The organism is Pseudomonas fulva (genome assembly GCF_023517795.1).
GTDB classification, from domain to species: domain Bacteria; phylum Pseudomonadota; class Gammaproteobacteria; order Pseudomonadales; family Pseudomonadaceae; genus Aquipseudomonas; species Aquipseudomonas fulva_D.
Map to the genome: position 1 here is coordinate 1,149,930 of NZ_CP082928.1, position 16,176 is coordinate 1,166,105.

Consider the following 16,176-nt stretch of genomic DNA (forward strand, 5'->3'; position numbering starts at 1 on the left):
CGCACTTCCGCCTTGACCGCTGCGGGGGACTTAGCCACGGGCCACCTCCAGGCAGACATCGACGACGGTACGGGTAGCATCGGGCTTGGCCAGGCGACGTGCGGTGCTGGCCATTTGTTTGAGTCGTTCGGGGTGCATCAAGACCTCGGTCAGCTGCGCTGCCAGATCGGCAGCGTCAGTGGAGCGTTGTGGCAGAAGGACGGCGGCGCCGTCTTTCGCGAGATAGCTGGCATTGCGTGTCTGGTGGTCGTCGATCGCGTGGGGCAACGGCACCAGGAAAGCCGGCAGGCCGGCGGCAGCCAGTTCGCTGACGGTGAGCGCGCCGGAGCGGCAGACCACCAGGTCGGCCCAGGCGTAGGCGCGGGCCATGTCGCTGATAAAGGGCGCGACCTGCGCTTCGACGCCCGCCGCCCTGTATCGTTCGCCGGTCACCTCGGCGTGCTGCTTGCCGGCCTGGTGGAAGACGTCCGGGCGCAACTCGGCAGACACCTGCGCCAGCGCTTCCGGCAGCAGTTTGTTCAGCGGTTCGGCGCCCAGGCTGCCACCGAGAATCAGCAGGCGTGGCCGACGACCGGTCAGCGCATCGCGCGGGGTTTCCAGGAACAGCTCCTCGCGCACCGGGTTACCGGTGGTGCGACGCTTGTCGGACGCGGCGAAGGTGTCAGGGAAAGCCTCGCAGACCCGGCTGGCGAATGCCACCAGGCTGCGATTGGCGGTACCGGCCACGGCATTCTGCTCGTGAATGATCAGCGGTACGCCGGCCAGCTTCGCCGCCAGGCCGCCAGGGCCGGTCACATAGCCGCCCATGCCGAGCACGCACACCGGCTGCAGCTCGCGCACCACCTTGCGGGCCTGGAACAGCGCCTTGATCAGTTGCAGAGGCGCCTTGAGCAACGACAGCTTGCCCTTGCCGCGCAGGCCACTGACCTGGATCAGGTGCAGCGGCAGGCCGGCAGCCGGAACCAGTTCGTTCTCGATGCCGCGCGGTGTGCCCAGCCAGTGCACGCGGTAGCCGCGCGCCTGGAACTCGCGGGCACAGGCCAGCGCCGGGAACACGTGGCCGCCGGTGCCGCCCGCCATGATCAACACGTTACCGGACATGCTGCACCTCCCGCTCGGGCTCGGGGAAGTCGCTCTCGTCGAACTCGACGTCTTCGCTGCCCAGGCCGTTGCGCGCCTCCCACTCGATGCGCAGCAGCAGCGCCAGGCTGACGCAGCAGATGACCAGGGAACTGCCGCCATAACTCAGGAACGGCAGGGTCAGGCCCTTGGTCGGCAGCAGGCCGATGTTCACGCCGATGTTGATCAAAAACTGGCCGATCCATAGAAAGCCCAGGCCGAAGGCCACATAGGCGGAAAAGTACTGCTTGGCCTTCTCCGCCCACAGGCCGATGTACAGGGCGCGTACGCTGACGAACACGAACAGGCCGACGGTGGCCAGCGCGCCGACCAGGCCCAGCTCCTCGGCCAGTACCGAGAACACGAAGTCGGTGTGGGCTTCGGGCAGGTAGAACTGCTTCTGGATGCTGTTGCCCAGGCCCACGCCCAGCCATTCGCCACGGCCGAAGGCGATCAGCGCCTGGGTCAGCTGGTAGCCGGAGCCATATTGATCGGCCCAGGGGTCGGTGAAGGTGATCAGACGCTGCAGGCGGTACTCCTGGCTCTGCACCAGTACGAACACCGCGCCGACCGCCAGAGCGACCATCAGCAGGAAACGGAACAGGCCGACGCCGCCGAGGAACAGCATGGCCATGGCCGCACCCATCATCACCACGGTCGCCCCGAAGTCGGGTTCGAGCAGCAGCAGGAAGGCCATGGGCAACAACACCACGAACGGCTTGAAGAAGCCTGCCCAGCTTTCGCGCACTTCTTCCTGGCGCCGTACCAGGTAGCCGGCGAGATAGAGCACCACGAAGACCTTGGCGATCTCCGAGGGCTGGATGTTGAACGCGCCGAAACCGATCCAGCGCTTGGCACCGTTGACCTCGCGGCCGATGCCGGGCAGCAGCACCAATACCAGCAGGACCACGGCCACCAGCAGCAGCAACCAGCTATGGCGCTGCCAGGTGGCCAGCGGAACCATCAGCACCACGCCTGCAGCGCCCAGGCCGATGGCCAGGTAGATCAGGTGACGGATCATGTAATACAGCGGGCTGCCGGTGTTCACCGCCGCCACCTCGGTGGACGCCGAGGAAATCATCACCAGGCCGAGGCCGAGCAGCGCCAGACAGCCGGCGAGCATCGGGAAGTCCATGTCCAGGCCACGACGGCTGAACAGCGGAGACGGATAAGGGCGCAGGAAGGACAGCATCAGACGAGCGCCTCCACGGCCTGGGCGAACAGACGCCCGCGCTCTTCGAAATTCTTGAACATGTCCAGGCTCGCGCAGGCGGGCGACAACAGCACCGCATCGCCACGCTGGGCGAGCACGGCAGCCTGTTCGACGGCAGCCTGCAGGCTGTCGACGCGCAGGATGTCCACGGCACCGTCCAGTACCGCGGCCAGCTTGTCGGCGTCGCGGCCGAGCAGCACCACGGCGCGGCAATGGGCCGCCACCGGCTTGCGCAGGCTGGAGAAGTCGGCGCCCTTGCCGTCGCCGCCGGCGATCAGCACCAGCTTGCCGGCGATATCGGCGCCCAGGCCCTCGATGGCCGCCAGGGCAGCCCCGACGTTGGTGGCCTTGGAGTCGTCGTAGTAGCTCACGCCCGCGCGCTCACCCACCCATTGGCAGCGGTGCGCCAGGCCGGTGAAGGCCTTGAGGGTGTCGAGCATGGCGGCCATCGGCAGGCCCACGGCGTGGCCCAGCGCCAGCGCCGCCAGGGCATTGGACTGGTTATGGGCGCCGCGCACCTTCAGCTCGCGTACGGGCAGCAGCGCGTCGAACTGATAGGCCAGGAATTTCTCGCCGTTCTCCTCGAGCAGGCCGAAACGCTTGAAGTCCGGTTTGCCGAGGCCAAAGCTCCAGCACGGCACCTGGTCGGCGATCATCGGCCGCGACAGCGGATCGTCACGGTTGACTACCACCTGGCGGGCACCACGGAAGATGCGGTGCTTGGCCAGGTGGTAGGCCGGCAGGTCGGCGTAGCGATCCATGTGGTCTTCACTGACGTTCAGGCAGGTGGCCACTTCGGCATTGAGCAGTTCGGTGGTTTCCAGCTGGAAGCTGGACAGCTCGATCACGTACAGCTCGACGTCATCGGCCAGCAGATCCAGCGCCGGCGTGCCCAGGTTGCCGCCTACGGCGACCTTGCGCCCCGCCGCGGCGGCCATTTCGCCGACCAGGGTGGTCACGGTGCTCTTGGCGTTGGAGCCGGTGATGGCGACGATCGGCGCCTGCGCCGCGCGGGCGAACAGGTCGATGTCGCCGGACAGCTTGGCGCCGCGCCTGGCCGCTTCCTGCAGGGCCGGCGTGGCCACGGCCAGGCCGGGGCTGATCAGCAACTCGCTGGCGCGGGCGAGGAACTCCACGTCCAGCTCGCCACAACGCACTTCGACCTGCGGGAACTGTTCACGCAAGGTGCTCAGCTCCGGCGGATTGGCACGGGTGTCGACCACGGCGAAGCGCACGCCCTGGCGCGCGAGGTAGCGCACCAGGGACATGCCGCTCTTGCCGAGGCCGACAACGATGCGGAATTGGTCGGAAGCGATCAGGCTCATGCTGTCCTCAACGCAGTTTCAAAGTAGCAAGGCCGATCAGCACCAGAATGACGGTGATGATCCAGAAACGAACGATGACCCGTGGTTCGGGCCAACCCTTCAACTCGAAATGGTGGTGAATCGGTGCCATGCGGAACACCCGCTTGCCGGTCAGCTTGAAGCTGGCGACCTGGATGATCACCGACAGGGTTTCCATGACGAACACGCCGCCCATGATGAACAGCACGATCTCCTGGCGCACGATCACGGCGATGGTGCCCAGTGCGGCGCCCAGCGCCAGCGCACCGACGTCGCCCATGAACACTTGCGCCGGGTAGGTGTTGAACCACAGGAAGCCCAGGCCGGCGCCGATCAGCGCGCCGCAGAACACGATCAACTCACCCGCCCCCGGTACATAGGGAATCAGCAGGTACTCGGAGAAATTCACGTTGCCCGACAGGTAGCAGAAGATGCCCAGGGCACCGCCGACCATCACCGTGGGCAGGATCGCCAGGCCGTCGAGGCCGTCGGTGAGGTTCACTGCGTTGCTGGAGCCGACGATGACGAAATAGGTCAGCACCACGAACCCGATGCCCAGCGGAATGCTGACGTCCTTGAGCAGCGGCACGATCAGGGTGGTCTCGATCGGCGTCTGCGCAGTCATATAAAGGAAGGTGGCCGCGCCGATGCCGAACACCGACTGCCAGAAGTATTTCCAGCGGCTCGGCAGGCCACGCGAGTTCTTCTCGATCACCTTGCGGTAGTCGTCGACCCAGCCGATGGCGCCGAACAGCAGGGTGACGATCAGCACCACCCACACGTAGCGGTTGCTCAGGTCGGCCCACAGCAGGGTACTGACGGCGATGGCCGAGAGGATCAGCGCGCCACCCATGGTCGGCGTGCCCTTCTTGGACAGGTGCGATTGCGGGCCGTCGTTGCGCACCGCCTGGCCGATCTGGCGGATCTGCAGGGTACGAATCATCCAGGGGCCGAGGAACAGCGCCAGCGCGAGGGCCGTCAGCACGCCGAGAATCCCGCGCAGGGTCAGGTACTGAAAGACCGCGAAGCCCTTGTGGAACTGTTGCAGATACTCTGCCAGCAGCAGCAGCATTTAGTGACTCTCCCCACTGTCGCCACACAGTGCGGCGACGACGTTTTCCATCGCGGCGCTGCGTGAGCCTTTAATTAGAATGGTGCTGTCGCCGGGCTCGGCGCGTACCGCGTCGATCAGCGCGGCCTGGTCGGCGAAATGCCGGCCTCCGGTGCCAAAGGCCTGCACGGCGTGTTTCATTTGCGGGCCGACCGCATAGAGCACGTCGGCCCTGCCGACTGCATAGGCGCCGACGTCGCGGTGACCCTGCTCGGACCAGGCGCCCAACTCGCCGATATCGCCCAGCACCAGCACCTTGCGCCCGGAGAACCCGGCGAGAATGTCGATGGCCGCGCAGATCGAAGCGGGGTTGGCGTTATAGGTGTCGTCGATGACCCGGGCGCCGTTCTGCGCCAGTTGGGCCACCGCCCGGCCCTTGACCGGCAGCAGGCTTTCCAGGCCGTTCTTGATGGCCACCAGCGGCACCGCCAGGGCATGGGCAGCCGCAGCGGCAGCCAGTGCATTGGTCACGTTGTGCTCACCGAGCAGATTCAACTGCACGCGGGCCTGGCCTTCGTGGCAGAACAGGGTGAATGCCGGGCAGCCACGGGGATCGCGGCTCAGCTCGAGGGCATGGAAATCGGCGCGGCTGTCGCGCAGGGCAAAGCTCAGGACGCGGCGCCCGGCAGCACGCTCGACCCAACGTTCGAAGGCCAGGTCGTCACGGTTGAGCACGGCAACGCCGGCCTCGCCCAGGCCTTCGAGGATTTCGCCCTTGGCCAGCACGATGTTCTCCGGGCCACCAAACTCGCCGACGTGGGCGTTGCCGGCATTGGTGATGATGGCCACCTGTGGCTTGGTCAGGCCGACGGTGTAGGCGATTTCGCCGATACCCGAGGCGCCCAGTTCGATGACCGCGCCAGTGTGCTCGGGCGCCAGCTCCAGCAGGGTCAGCGGAACGCCCAGTTGATTGTTCAGGTTGCCACGGGTCGCCAATACGGCGCCGCCGTCCTGGGCGCAAGCGGCGCGCAGAATGGCAGCGAGCATTTCCTTGACAGTGGTCTTGCCGCTGGAGCCGGTCACGGCAGCCAGCAGGCCACCGTAGGCCTGGCGGTTGAGCGCACCCAGCTGCCCGAGGGCCAGGGTGGTATCGGCCACCACCAACTGTGGCAGGTCGACGTCCGCGACCTCGCGCGTCACCAGCGCGGCGACGGCGCCCTTGGCGGCGACCTGGGCCAGGTAGTCGTGCCCATCGAAGCGTGGGCCGCTGAGGGCCACGAACAGCTGGCCCGGCACGATGCTGCGGCTGTCGGTACTGACGGCCGCGAAGGCGCAGTCGTCGCCGACCAGGCGGCCGTTCAGGGCGCCGGCCACCTCGCTCAACCGCAATGCCTTAAGCATGTGCCGCCTCCCATGCGGCCAGTGCGCGACCGGCCTCCTGCAGATCGGAAAACGGCTGACGCACGCCGTCGATTTCCTGGTAATCCTCATGGCCCTTGCCGGCCAGCACGACCACGTCGCCGACCTGGGCTGCGCCGATCAGCTGGGCGATTGCATTGCCACGGCCGTGTACGAAGCGCACCCGATCGGCGCTGCGGAAGCCTTCGCGAATGTCGTCGAAGATCTGTGCGGGCGACTCGCTGCGTGGGTTGTCGTCGGTGACCAGGGCGGCGTCGGCCAGGCGCTCGACCACTTCGGCCATCAGCGGACGCTTGCCGCGATCACGGTCGCCACCGCAGCCGAACAGGCACAGCAGGCGGCCGGTCACGTGGGGGCGCAGGGCACCCAGCACCTGCTCCAGCGCGTCCGGGGTGTGGGCGTAATCAACTACAACCAATGGCGCCTGCTGGCCACCCAGGCGCTGCATACGGCCGATCGGCCCCTGCAGGCGCGGCAGCGCTTTCAGAATTTCGTCGAGCGGGTAATCCATGGCCACCAGCGCCCCCACCACGGCCAGCAGGTTGCTGAGGTTGAAACGCCCCAGCAGCGCGCTGCGCAGGCTGCCTTCGCCACGCGGGGTGACCAGCGTGGCGCGCACGCCCTGGTCATCGAAATGGATATCGCGGCAGAACAGATAGGCGCTCGGATCCTGCAGGCTGTAGCTGATCAGGCGCGAGTCGCGCTCCTGGGCGGCCAGTTCACGGCCCATGGCGTCGTCCAGGTTAAGCACCCGGCCACGCAGGCTCGGCCAGGCGAACAGCGCGGCCTTGGCGGCCTGATAGGCCTCCATCGAACCGTGGTAGTCGAGATGATCGCGGGACAGGTTGGTGAACACCGCCACGTCGAAATCCAGCGCGGCAACCCGACCCTGGTGCAGGCCATGGGAGGACACTTCCATGGCGATCGCCCGTGCGCCGTTCTTCTTCAGCCCGGCCAGGGTCGCCTGCACGCCGATCGGATCCGGCGTGGTGTGCAGACCCTGGGCCAGCGCACCATAGAAGCCGTTGCCGAGGGTGCCGACGATGCCGCACGGCTCGCCGAGCAGGTCCAGGGCCTGGGCCAGCAGCTGGCTGACGCTGGTCTTGCCGTTGGTGCCGGTGATGCCGACCATATGCAGGCCACGGCTCGGCTCGCCGTAGAAGCGCCCGGCGATGGCCGAGAGCTGCCCGGCCAGGCCTTTGATGGCGACCAGCTCGGCGCTTTCGGCGGTCATCGGCAGCGCGCCGTCGACTTCATAGGCAACCGCGGCAGCGCCACGGGAAATCGCATCGGCGATATGCACGCGGCCATCCTGGCGAGTGCCGGGCACGGCCAGGAACAGGTCACCGGGCCGCACCTGGCGGCTGTCGAGGGTCAGCTCACGGATCAGCACGCCGCTGCTCGCCTGGGGCAACAACTGGTTCAATGGCATGGGCATCAGCCGCGCCCTCCATTGCTGGCTGCCGCCGGCACTTCGGCTTGCACCGCGGTGGTCTCGGGCAGGTTGTCCGGGGTGATGTTCATCAGGCGCAGGCCGCCGGCCATCACACGGCTGAATACCGGGGCCGATACCAGACCGCCGTAGTAGCCGCTCTTGCTCGGCTCGTCGATGACCACGGCCACCGCGATACGCGGGTTGCTGGCCGGCGCGAAACCGGCGAACAACGAGCGGTAGGCATTGGCTTGGTAGCCCTTGGTGCCGGAAGCGGTCTTGCGCGCCGTACCGCTCTTGCCGGCCACGTGGTAACCCGGCACCTGGGCGCGGAACACCCCGCCCGGCGCCTCGGTCACCTGTTGCAGCATGCCCTGCAGGGTATGGGCGACGTCTTCGGGAATCACCTGCACGCTGTCGCGCACACGGTCGGTACGGGTCAGCGACATCGGCACGCTGCGCCCGTTGTTGCCGAGCACGGCGTAGGCATGGGCCAATTGCACGGCGGTGACCGACAGGCCATAGCCGTAGGAAAGGGTAGCGGTTTCCGCCTTGCGCCATTCACGGTGGTTGGGCAGGTTGCCGACGCGCTCACCCGGGAAACTCAGGCCGGTGTCCTGACCCAGGCCGACCTGCTGCATCACGTCATAGATCGCCGCGCCGCCGATATCGAAGGCGACCTTGCTCATGCCCACGTTACTGGACTTGATCAGGATGCCGGTCAGGTCGAGCACGCCTTCCGGCGCGCGAGACACGTCCTTGATGGTGTAACGGCCGATCTGCAACGTGCCGCCCTGCACGTCGACCTTGTCGGTGGGTTTCCAGCGCCCGGTTTCCAGGGCGGCACTCATGGAAAACGGCTTCATGGTCGAACCCGGCTCGAACACGTCGATCATGGCGCGGTTGCGCATGGCCGCCGGCTGCAGGTTGCGGCGGTTGTTGGGGTTGTAGGTCGGCTGATTGACCATGGCGAGGATCTCGCCGGTCTTCACGTCGAGCATCACCAGGCTGCCGGCCTTGGCACCGAACTCGACCAGGGCGTTGCGCAGCTCACGGTGCGCCAGGTACTGCAGGCGCAGGTCGATGGACAGCGCCAGCGCCTTGCCGGCCTTGGCGTTCTGGGTCACCTGCACGTCACGGATCAGACGACCGCGACGATCCTTGAGCACCTGACGCTTGCCAGGCACGCCGGCCAGCCAGTCCTCGAACGCCAGCTCGACGCCCTCACGACCACGGTCGTCGATGTCGGTGAAGCCGACCATATGGGCGGTCACTTCGCCAGCCGGATAGAAACGCCGAAACTCCTCGATGGAGTAGACGCCCGGCACCTTGAGATCGAGCACCCGCTGGCCCTGCTCGGGGGTCAGGCCACGCACCAGATACATGAACTCGCGTTCGGCGTTGGCCTGCAGGCGCTGGGCGAAGGCATTGGGCTCCTGGCCGAGGGCAGCCGCCAGCACCGGCCATTGCGCCTTGCCGGCCTGCAGCTCCTTGCCGTTGGCCCACAGGGTGGTGACCGGGGTACTGACGGCCAGCGGCTCGCCGTTACGATCGGTGATCAACCCGCGGTGCGCCGGGATCGGGATATGCCGCACGCTGCGCGCGTCGCCATGGGCCTTGAGGAAGTCATGGTCGAACACATGCAGCTCGAAGATACGCGCTGCGATGGCCGCCACCATCAGGGCCAGCAGCAGCATGACCAGGCGGAAGCGCCACGGGTACAGAGCCCCTTCGAGCTTCATCATGGCGCCACCATGCGCACTTCGGCGGCGTCAGGGATGCGCATCTTCAGCTGTTCGCTGGCCAGGGTCTCGATACGGTTGTGGGCCGTCCAGGTACTCTGTTCGAGAATCAACCGTCCCCATTCGGCCTGCGCCTTGTCACGCACGCTGAGTTCGCCGTACAGGCTGTTGAGCAGTTGGCGATTCCAGTGCGCGCTGTAGGACACCGCCAGCGCGGAACCGAGCACGGCGATGAAGAGCACCAGCATCAGCAGGCTGCCCTTGGGGAAACGCTTGATGCTCAAGCCGCTCATCGCAGTTTCTCCGCGACACGCATGACCGCGCTGCGCGAGCGTGGGTTGGCCTTGAGCTCGGCCTCGGAGGCGAACTGCGGCTTGCCGAGCAGCTTCAGGCGCGGCTCGAAGGCCTTTGGAATGATCGGCAGGTCACGGGGCAGTTTGTCCATCTCGCCCTTGGCGTGCTTGCGCATGAACTGCTTGACGATGCGGTCTTCCAGGGAATGGAAGCTGATCACCACCAGACGACCGCCCACTTCCAGATTTTCCAGCGCGGCGTCGAGGCCACGCTCAAGGTCGCCCAGCTCATTGTTGACGTGGATGCGCAGGCCCTGGAAGGCACGGGTCGCCGGGTTCTTGCCTTTCTCCCAGGCGGGATTGGCCACGGTCAGCACCTGCGCCAGGTCGGCGGTGCGTTCGAACGGCTGCTCCTGGCGACGGGCGACCACGGCGCGCGCCATGCGCCTGGCGAAACGCTCCTCACCGTATTCCTTGAATACCCGGGCGATCTCGTCTTCATCGGCGCTGGCGATGAACTGCGCAGCGCTGACGCCCCGCGAGGGATCCATGCGCATGTCCAGCGGGCCGTCGTTGAGAAAGCTGAAGCCGCGCTCGGCGTCGTCGAGTTGCGGCGAGGACACGCCCAGATCCAGCAGCACACCGCTCACGCTGCCGGCCAGGCCGCGGACAACGAGTTCATCGTCAAGTTCCGCAAAGCTGCGCTGCACAACGACAAAGCGGCCGTCTTCGGCCGCCAGCGTATTTCCTGTCGCGATTGCGAGAGGGTCCTTGTCGAACCCCAGCAAGCGACCGCCTGGCCCGATCCTCTCCAGGATCAGCCGGCTATGTCCTCCCCGCCCGAACGTGCCGTCCACATAGCAGCCATCGGCGCGCAGCGAGAGCGCCGCAACGGCTTCCTCGAGCAACACGGTGATATGGCGAAAGGTAGCGGTCATGTTCACAGAATCAGGTCACGAAGGTCATCGGAAAGAGCACCCGGTTGCTTGATGGCGGCCAGATCGGCATCGGCCACGGCATTCCAGGAATCCTCGTCCCACAGTTGAAATTTATTGAGCTGCCCCACCAACATCGCGCGCTTGTCCAGCTTGGCGTACTCGCGCAGACGCGGTGGAACCAAGAAACGACCACTGCCATCCAGCTCGAGATCGACGGCATTACCAATCAGCAGACGTTGCAGGCGGCGGTTCTCTTCGCGGAAGGAAGCCAGCTCGCGCAGCTTGTTCTCGATGATTTCCCACTCCGGCAAGGGGTAGACACAAAGGCAGGGATCGATGGCATCGATGGTGACGATGAGCTGGCCAGCCGAACGCGAAACGAGCTCGTCCCGATACCGACTTGGCATCGCGAGCCGCCCCTTGGCGTCAAGACTTATGGCGTTAGCTCCGCGAAACACGATCGCGTTTCCCCTTTATTCAGCCATCCGCATCCAAAAAAACCCACTTCATGCCACTTTTTACCACCGGAGCACACTATAGGAACGCGCATACCCCACCGTCAAGGCGCGCCAGAACGGAAAATTCCTTATAGAACGGAGATTTAGCGAATAAATGAGAAGTGGGACGAGCGCCCAAAGCGGGAAAGATGGCTAAAAAACAACCACATACATGAACCTACCCAACGAACTTAAAGTAGTTTGTTAAGAGTAAGATTTTTTCGGTATTAGAAATGCGGGGATGAAGCGAAAGCGGAAGGAGGTGGAGAGTCGATCTGTAAGCCGGGTTCTGTCGAGGACAGTCATTCCTCTACGACGTACATCACTGCACGTCTTTAGCAACCTACCCGGTTCCAGCGCGGGCCACGCCAATGGAACCCTATTTGGTCTTGCTCCGAGTGGGGTTTGCCTAGCCACGGACTGTTACCAGCCGTGCGGTGCGCTCTTACCGCACCTTTTCACCCTTACCGGCACCGAAGCGCTTAGGCGGTTATTTTCTGTGGCACTTTCCGTAGGCTCGCGCCTCCCAGGCGTTACCTGGCACTCCGCCCTATGGAGCCCGGACTTTCCTCCCCCTTCCAAGTGGAAGGCAGCGACTGTCCGATCGACTCTCCGCCGCCTAGGGTAACCGCTGGCGCCCGGCAAGAACAAGGTCAAACGTCCTGCTGGCGCTCCAGCGCAACCTCATAGAGCAGGTTCTTGCGTACCCCGGTGATCTGCGCCGCCAGCGCTGCCGCACGCTTGAGGGGCATTTCGGCGAGCAGCAGATCGAGCACCCGCAGGGCCTCGACACTCACCGCCGCCTCATCTTCCGGCGCCTGCCAACCCGCCACCAGCACCACGCATTCGCCGCGCTGCTGATTGGCATCGCCCGCCACCCACTCGCACAACTGCTCGAGCGGCATACCCTGCAGGGTCTCGAAGGTCTTGGTCAGTTCCCGGGCCAGCAGCGCCTGGCGCTCGCCGCCGAACACCTCGCGCATGTCCTGCAGGCACTCGAGAATGCGATGCGGCGCTTCATAGAAGATCAGCGTGCGCGGCTCCTCGCGAACCCGCTCGAGACGCGCGCGCCGGCCCACGGACTTGGCCGGCAGAAAGCCTTCGAAGACGAAGCGATCGGACGGCAGGCCGGCAGCCGACAGGGCCGCAATCAACGCACAGGCACCGGGCACCGGCACCACGCGAACCCCGGCGGCCCGCGCCTGGCGCACCAGGTGATAGCCGGGATCGGAGATCAGCGGCGTGCCCGCATCGGAAATCAGCGCTACATCGTCACCCGCCAGCAAGCGCTCGATGAAGCGATTGCCCTCGTCGCGCTCGTTGTGCTCATGGCAAGCCGCCAGCGGCGTGCCGATGCCGAAGTGCTGCATCAGCCGCGCCGAGTGCCGGGTGTCTTCGGCAGCGATCAGCGCCACATCACCAAGCACCTTCAATGCCCGGGCACTGAGGTCGTCGAGATTGCCAATGGGCGTCGCCACCACGAACAGGGTGCCCGTGGCGGATCGGGGTGCGTCATTAGCGATCACGGCAATGCCTCTTCTAATAGCTGGAAAGCCGCCATTGTAACCCGTGCGAACCGCCAGGGCGGAAACCGTCGCCAGCACGGGAGCAGCTGCGACCTCTGCGTACCGGTTAACACCTTCATCGTCGCGCCAAGGCGGTGCCTTGGGTACAATCCCGTGCTCATTTGCTCAAGAACCGGAATCGCTTACATGATTGCCTGCCTGCGTCCGCTCTCTGCACTCTGCCTAGCCGGCCTGCTCGTTGCCTGCAGCAGCTCGCCTTCCTCGAACCTCGGCGAACTGCCCCGCACGCCCCAGGCCAGCGTGGAGCAGATGCTCCAGCAAGCCGGCACCAGCCAGAGCGAAGACGCCCAGCTGCTGCGCCTGTCGGCCGCCGACCTGGCCGCCAAGCAGGGCAACGCGCAACGCGCCGAGAGCATTCTCGGGCAGGTCGATCTGCAATTGCTCAAGCCGGCGCAGCAGATCTACGCCAGCACCCTCAAGGCCGAACTGGCCCTGGCGCGCAACGATGCCAAGGCCGCCCTCGCCGCCCTGGCCCACCCCAGCCTCGAGCGCCTCGGCGAACTGCCGGTCGAGCAGCAGACGCGCACCCAGCTGGCCCGCGCCAACGCGCTGGAGAAGGACGGCCAGGTGCTCGCCGCCGCCCGCGAGCGGGTGTTCATCGCCCCCCTGCTGAGCGGCGACGAGGCGCAGCGCAATCAGGACCACATCTGGAGCCTGGTCAGCAACCTGCCGGCCGAGCCGGCTCCGACCGCCGATGACGCCGACCTGGCCGGCTGGCTGGCGCTGGCCCAGGTGGCGAAAACCGTCGGCACGCTCAAGCAGCAGCAGGACGCCATCGACAGCTGGCTGGCCCAGCATCCGAACCATCCGGCGGCCAAGCAATTGCCCAAGGCCCTCGCCGACCTGCGCGCGCTGTCCAGCAAGCCGCTGGAGAAGATCGCCTTGCTGCTGCCCCAGGAGGGCCAGCTGGCCTCGGTATCGCGCGCCCTGCGCGATGGCTTTCTGGCGGCCCATTACCAGGCCCAGCAGGCCGGCGAGAAACCACCACAGATCCAGCTGTACGACAGCGCCCGCCTGACCTCCCTGGACGACTTCTATCGCCAGGCCCAGGCCGATGGCGTGGAGCTGGTGATCGGCCCGCTGGAAAAGAACCTGGTCACCCAGCTGGGTAACCGCGACCAGTTGCCGATCACCACCCTGGCCCTGAACTATGCCGAGCCGGGCGCCAAGAACCCGGCCCAGCTGTTCCAGTTCGGCCTGGCCGCCGAGGACGAGGCCCGCGAAGTCGCTCGCCGCGCCTGGGCCGATGGCATGCGCAACGCCGTCGCCCTGGTTCCCAAGGGCGATTGGGGCAATCGCGTGCTGGACGCTTTCCGGCAGAGCTGGCAAGCCGCCGGCGGCACCTTCCTCGGCGCCGAGCAGATCGACCAGCCGGTGGACATGGCCAGCCAGGTCGCCCGCCTGCTGCAGGTCAGCGGCACCTCGCGTCGCCAGGACGTGGACTTCATCTTCCTCGCCGCCACGCCGCAACAGGCTCAGCAGATCAAGCCGACCCTGGCCTACCAGTACGCCGGCGACGTACCGGTGTACGCCACCTCGCACCTGTTCAGCGGCAGCATGAGCGCGGCCCAGTACCGCGACCTGGACGGTATCCGCTTCTGCGAAACGCCGTGGTTGCTGGATGCCAACGACCCACTGCGCCAACAGGTCAACAGCCAGTGGCCGCAAGCCGGCGGCAGCCTGGGTCGCCTGTACGCCATGGGCGTCGATGCCTTCCGCCTGGCGCCGCGCCTCGATCAGCTCAAGACCCTGCCCGACAGCCGCGTCGAAGGCCTGTCCGGCAACCTGAGCCTGAACGCCGCGCAGCGCGTCGAGCGCCGGCTGCCCTGGGCGCAGTTCAGCAATGGCCAGGTCCAGCGCCTGCCCGAAAGCAACATTGAGTGACGATCCGCGCCATGTCAGCGGGCGAGCGGCCGAAGCCCTCGCCTGCGAGCATCTGCAAAGCCATGGCCTGCGCCTGATCTGCCAGAACTGGCGCGGTCAGCGTGGCGAACTCGATCTGGTCATGCTCGATGGCGATACAGTAGTATTCGCCGAAGTGCGCTACCGCAAGCACAGCGCCTGGGGCGGTGCGGTCGAAAGCGTCGACAGGCGCAAGCGTGACAAGCTGATCGCCACGGCCATGCAATTTCTGCAACAGGAGAAACGCTGGGCCAAACATCCCTGCCGTTTCGATGTCATAGCCGTAGGCCATGGCAGACCCGCATCACTGGAATGGATCAGAAACGCTTTCGACAGTTGAGCCCAGGCTCGCTGCGATACGCTGGTCCACCGCCGTTTCCAACGACAGCGCCGCGCGCCCACGGGCCGAGGCCTCGTTATAGTCAAGGTCAAAGCTCTACATGGATATGCAAGCCCGTATTCGCCAGCTGTTTCAAGGCAGCATCGAAACCAAGCACCACGCCATGGAGGTCCTGCCTCCATTCATCGAGCACGCCAGCCAGGTGATGGTCCAGGCCCTGCTCAGTGAAGGCAAGATCCTCTCCTGCGGCAACGGTGGCTCGGCAGGTGACGCGCAGCACTTCTCCTCGGAGCTGCTCAACCGCTTCGAGCGCGAGCGCCCCAGCCTGCCGGCGATCGCCCTGACCACCGACAGCTCGACGATCACCTCGATCGCCAACGACTACAGCTACAACGAAGTCTTCTCCAAGCAGATTCGCGCCCTGGGCCAACCGGGCGACGTGCTGCTGGCCATTTCCACCAGCGGCAACTCCGCCAACGTGATCCAGGCCATCCAGGCCGCCCACGACCGGGAAATGACCGTGGTCGCCCTGACCGGTCGCGACGGTGGCGGCATGGCCTCGCTGCTGTTGCCCGAAGACGTCGAGATTCGCGTGCCGTCGAAGGTCACGGCGCGCATTCAGGAAGTCCATCTACTGGCCATCCACTGCTTGTGCGACCTTATCGACAGTCAACTGTTTGGGAGTGAAGAATGACCCGTTCGCCACTGATCCTCGCCGCCCTGGCATTGAGCCTGATCCTGGGCGGCTGCGGCAGCCGCAGCATCGGCAACAAGATCGACGACCAGTTCGTCGGCCCCAATGTCGCCAACGCCATCACCCGTGCCCACGCCGACCTCGCCAGCCCCACCTCGCGCATCGTGGTGAGCAGCTACAACGGCGTGATCCTGATCGCCGGGCAAACGCCCCGCGCCGACCTGAAAGCCACGGCCGAACAGGCCGCACGCACCGTACAAGGCGTGCGCAAGGTGCATAACGAACTGCAGGTGCAGCAGCCCACCTCGCTACTGGCACGCAGCAACGACTCGCTGCTGACCACCAAGATCAAGACCCAAATGCTCGCCGACAGCGGCGTGCCGGGTAGCCGCATCAAGGTGATCACCGAGAACGGTATCGTCTACCTGCTCGGCGTGGTCAGCCGCCAGGAAGCCAATGCCGCGAGCAATGTGGTGCAGAGCACCTCGGGCGTGCAGAAGATCGTCAAGCTGTTCCAGTACACCGACTGATCACGGCCTGGCTCGACGAAGAAACGCCAGCCAGGCAGCGCCTGACTGGCGTTTTTTTTGATACGCAGCGAACGACC

The 16,176-nt window shown here is 65.8% G+C and carries 15 protein-coding genes and 1 other RNA gene; 4 read left to right on the forward strand and 12 right to left on the reverse strand.

What is annotated here, in order from left to right:
• Positions 1–30: 30 nt before the first annotated feature.
• The 12 genes from murG to rsmI all read right to left on the reverse strand — a co-directional run bounded on the left by murG (position 31) and on the right by rsmI (position 12,570).
• Positions 31–1,101: an undecaprenyldiphospho-muramoylpentapeptide beta-N-acetylglucosaminyltransferase gene (murG, locus tag K8U54_RS05190; protein WP_249909170.1), complete on the reverse strand. Its 1,071-nt coding sequence runs from the start codon at positions 1,099–1,101 to the stop codon at positions 31–33.
• Positions 1,091–2,311 carry a putative lipid II flippase FtsW gene (gene ftsW, locus K8U54_RS05195; RefSeq protein WP_249909171.1) on the reverse strand — a complete coding sequence of 407 codons (1,221 nt, stop codon included), beginning with the start codon at positions 2,309–2,311 and terminating at the stop codon, positions 1,091–1,093. The genes murG and ftsW overlap by 11 nt, the downstream gene beginning before the upstream one ends.
• Positions 2,311–3,657, reverse strand: coding sequence for a UDP-N-acetylmuramoyl-L-alanine--D-glutamate ligase (gene murD, locus K8U54_RS05200; RefSeq protein WP_249909172.1), 1,347 nt, complete (start codon positions 3,655–3,657; stop codon positions 2,311–2,313). The genes ftsW and murD overlap by 1 nt, the downstream gene beginning before the upstream one ends.
• A 7-nt stretch (positions 3,658–3,664) precedes the next feature.
• Positions 3,665–4,747 (reverse strand): phospho-N-acetylmuramoyl-pentapeptide-transferase, encoded by a 1,083-nt coding sequence (mraY, locus tag K8U54_RS05205; RefSeq protein WP_070884238.1) that lies wholly within the window; start codon positions 4,745–4,747, stop codon positions 3,665–3,667.
• Positions 4,748–6,127: a UDP-N-acetylmuramoyl-tripeptide--D-alanyl-D-alanine ligase gene (locus K8U54_RS05210; protein WP_249909173.1), complete on the reverse strand. Its 1,380-nt coding sequence runs from the start codon at positions 6,125–6,127 to the stop codon at positions 4,748–4,750. It abuts the gene before it with no gap.
• Positions 6,120–7,583, reverse strand: coding sequence for a UDP-N-acetylmuramoyl-L-alanyl-D-glutamate--2,6-diaminopimelate ligase (locus K8U54_RS05215; protein WP_249909174.1), 1,464 nt, complete (start codon positions 7,581–7,583; stop codon positions 6,120–6,122). Before K8U54_RS05215 ends, K8U54_RS05210 begins: the two co-directional genes overlap by 8 nt.
• Entirely contained in the window at positions 7,583–9,319 is a 1,737-nt protein-coding gene (locus K8U54_RS05220) for a peptidoglycan D,D-transpeptidase FtsI family protein (protein WP_249910400.1), read from the reverse strand. The genes K8U54_RS05215 and K8U54_RS05220 overlap by 1 nt, the downstream gene beginning before the upstream one ends.
• The gene (gene ftsL, locus K8U54_RS05225) at positions 9,319–9,612 is read right to left on the reverse strand and encodes a cell division protein FtsL (protein WP_249909175.1); all 294 of its coding nucleotides are present in this window, start codon (positions 9,610–9,612) and stop codon (positions 9,319–9,321) included. Before ftsL ends, K8U54_RS05220 begins: the two co-directional genes overlap by 1 nt.
• Entirely contained in the window at positions 9,609–10,550 is a 942-nt protein-coding gene (gene rsmH / locus K8U54_RS05230; RefSeq protein ID WP_249909176.1) for a 16S rRNA (cytosine(1402)-N(4))-methyltransferase RsmH, read from the reverse strand. The genes ftsL and rsmH overlap by 4 nt, the downstream gene beginning before the upstream one ends.
• A gap of 2 nt (positions 10,551–10,552) precedes the next feature.
• The gene (mraZ, locus tag K8U54_RS05235; protein ID WP_013792660.1) at positions 10,553–11,008 is read right to left on the reverse strand and encodes a division/cell wall cluster transcriptional repressor MraZ; all 456 of its coding nucleotides are present in this window, start codon (positions 11,006–11,008) and stop codon (positions 10,553–10,555) included.
• A 301-nt stretch (positions 11,009–11,309) separates the two neighbouring features.
• Positions 11,310–11,659: RNase P RNA component class A (gene rnpB, locus K8U54_RS05240), an RNA gene on the reverse strand.
• A gap of 41 nt (positions 11,660–11,700) precedes the next feature.
• Positions 11,701–12,570 carry a 16S rRNA (cytidine(1402)-2'-O)-methyltransferase gene (rsmI, locus tag K8U54_RS05245; RefSeq protein WP_249910401.1) on the reverse strand — a complete coding sequence of 290 codons (870 nt, stop codon included), beginning with the start codon at positions 12,568–12,570 and terminating at the stop codon, positions 11,701–11,703.
• 189 nt (positions 12,571–12,759) lie between these two features.
• On the opposite strand from rsmI, the gene K8U54_RS05250 reads away from it, so the two are divergent.
• From K8U54_RS05250 to K8U54_RS05265, 4 genes are all read left to right on the forward strand, one after another.
• Positions 12,760–14,517: a penicillin-binding protein activator gene (locus K8U54_RS05250; RefSeq protein WP_249909177.1), complete on the forward strand. Its 1,758-nt coding sequence runs from the start codon at positions 12,760–12,762 to the stop codon at positions 14,515–14,517.
• On the forward strand, positions 14,477–14,875 hold the full coding sequence (locus K8U54_RS05255; RefSeq protein ID WP_070884666.1) for a YraN family protein: 399 nt from the start codon (positions 14,477–14,479) through the stop codon (positions 14,873–14,875). The genes K8U54_RS05250 and K8U54_RS05255 overlap by 41 nt, the downstream gene beginning before the upstream one ends.
• A 100-nt stretch (positions 14,876–14,975) precedes the next feature.
• On the forward strand, positions 14,976–15,569 hold the full coding sequence (locus K8U54_RS05260; protein WP_070884246.1) for a phosphoheptose isomerase: 594 nt from the start codon (positions 14,976–14,978) through the stop codon (positions 15,567–15,569).
• Positions 15,566–16,099 carry a BON domain-containing protein gene (locus tag K8U54_RS05265; protein WP_249909178.1) on the forward strand — a complete coding sequence of 178 codons (534 nt, stop codon included), beginning with the start codon at positions 15,566–15,568 and terminating at the stop codon, positions 16,097–16,099. Before K8U54_RS05260 ends, K8U54_RS05265 begins: the two co-directional genes overlap by 4 nt.
• The last annotated feature ends 77 nt before the right edge of the window (positions 16,100–16,176 follow it).

What these genes read in the sequence shown, in the direction of transcription:
- murG (WP_249909170.1), bottom strand. Translation starts at nt 1,101, where the DNA reads ATGTCCGGTAACGTGTTGATCATGGCGGGCGGCACCGGCGGCCACGTG.
- ftsW (WP_249909171.1), bottom strand. Translation starts at nt 2,311, where the DNA reads ATGCTGTCCTTCCTGCGCCCTTATCCGTCTCCGCTGTTCAGCCGTCGT.
- murD (WP_249909172.1), bottom strand. Translation starts at nt 3,657, where the DNA reads ATGAGCCTGATCGCTTCCGACCAATTCCGCATCGTTGTCGGCCTCGGC.
- mraY (WP_070884238.1), bottom strand. Translation starts at nt 4,747, where the DNA reads ATGCTGCTGCTGCTGGCAGAGTATCTGCAACAGTTCCACAAGGGCTTC.
- K8U54_RS05210 (WP_249909173.1), bottom strand. Translation starts at nt 6,127, where the DNA reads ATGCTTAAGGCATTGCGGTTGAGCGAGGTGGCCGGCGCCCTGAACGGC.
- K8U54_RS05215 (WP_249909174.1), bottom strand. Translation starts at nt 7,583, where the DNA reads ATGCCCATGCCATTGAACCAGTTGTTGCCCCAGGCGAGCAGCGGCGTG.
- K8U54_RS05220 (WP_249910400.1), bottom strand. Translation starts at nt 9,319, where the DNA reads ATGAAGCTCGAAGGGGCTCTGTACCCGTGGCGCTTCCGCCTGGTCATG.
- ftsL (WP_249909175.1), bottom strand. Translation starts at nt 9,612, where the DNA reads ATGAGCGGCTTGAGCATCAAGCGTTTCCCCAAGGGCAGCCTGCTGATG.
- rsmH (WP_249909176.1), bottom strand. Translation starts at nt 10,550, where the DNA reads ATGACCGCTACCTTTCGCCATATCACCGTGTTGCTCGAGGAAGCCGTT.
- K8U54_RS05250 (WP_249909177.1), top strand. Translation starts at nt 12,760, where the DNA reads ATGATTGCCTGCCTGCGTCCGCTCTCTGCACTCTGCCTAGCCGGCCTG.
- K8U54_RS05255 (WP_070884666.1), top strand. Translation starts at nt 14,477, where the DNA reads ATGGCCAGGTCCAGCGCCTGCCCGAAAGCAACATTGAGTGACGATCCG.
- K8U54_RS05260 (WP_070884246.1), top strand. Translation starts at nt 14,976, where the DNA reads ATGGATATGCAAGCCCGTATTCGCCAGCTGTTTCAAGGCAGCATCGAA.
- K8U54_RS05265 (WP_249909178.1), top strand. Translation starts at nt 15,566, where the DNA reads ATGACCCGTTCGCCACTGATCCTCGCCGCCCTGGCATTGAGCCTGATC.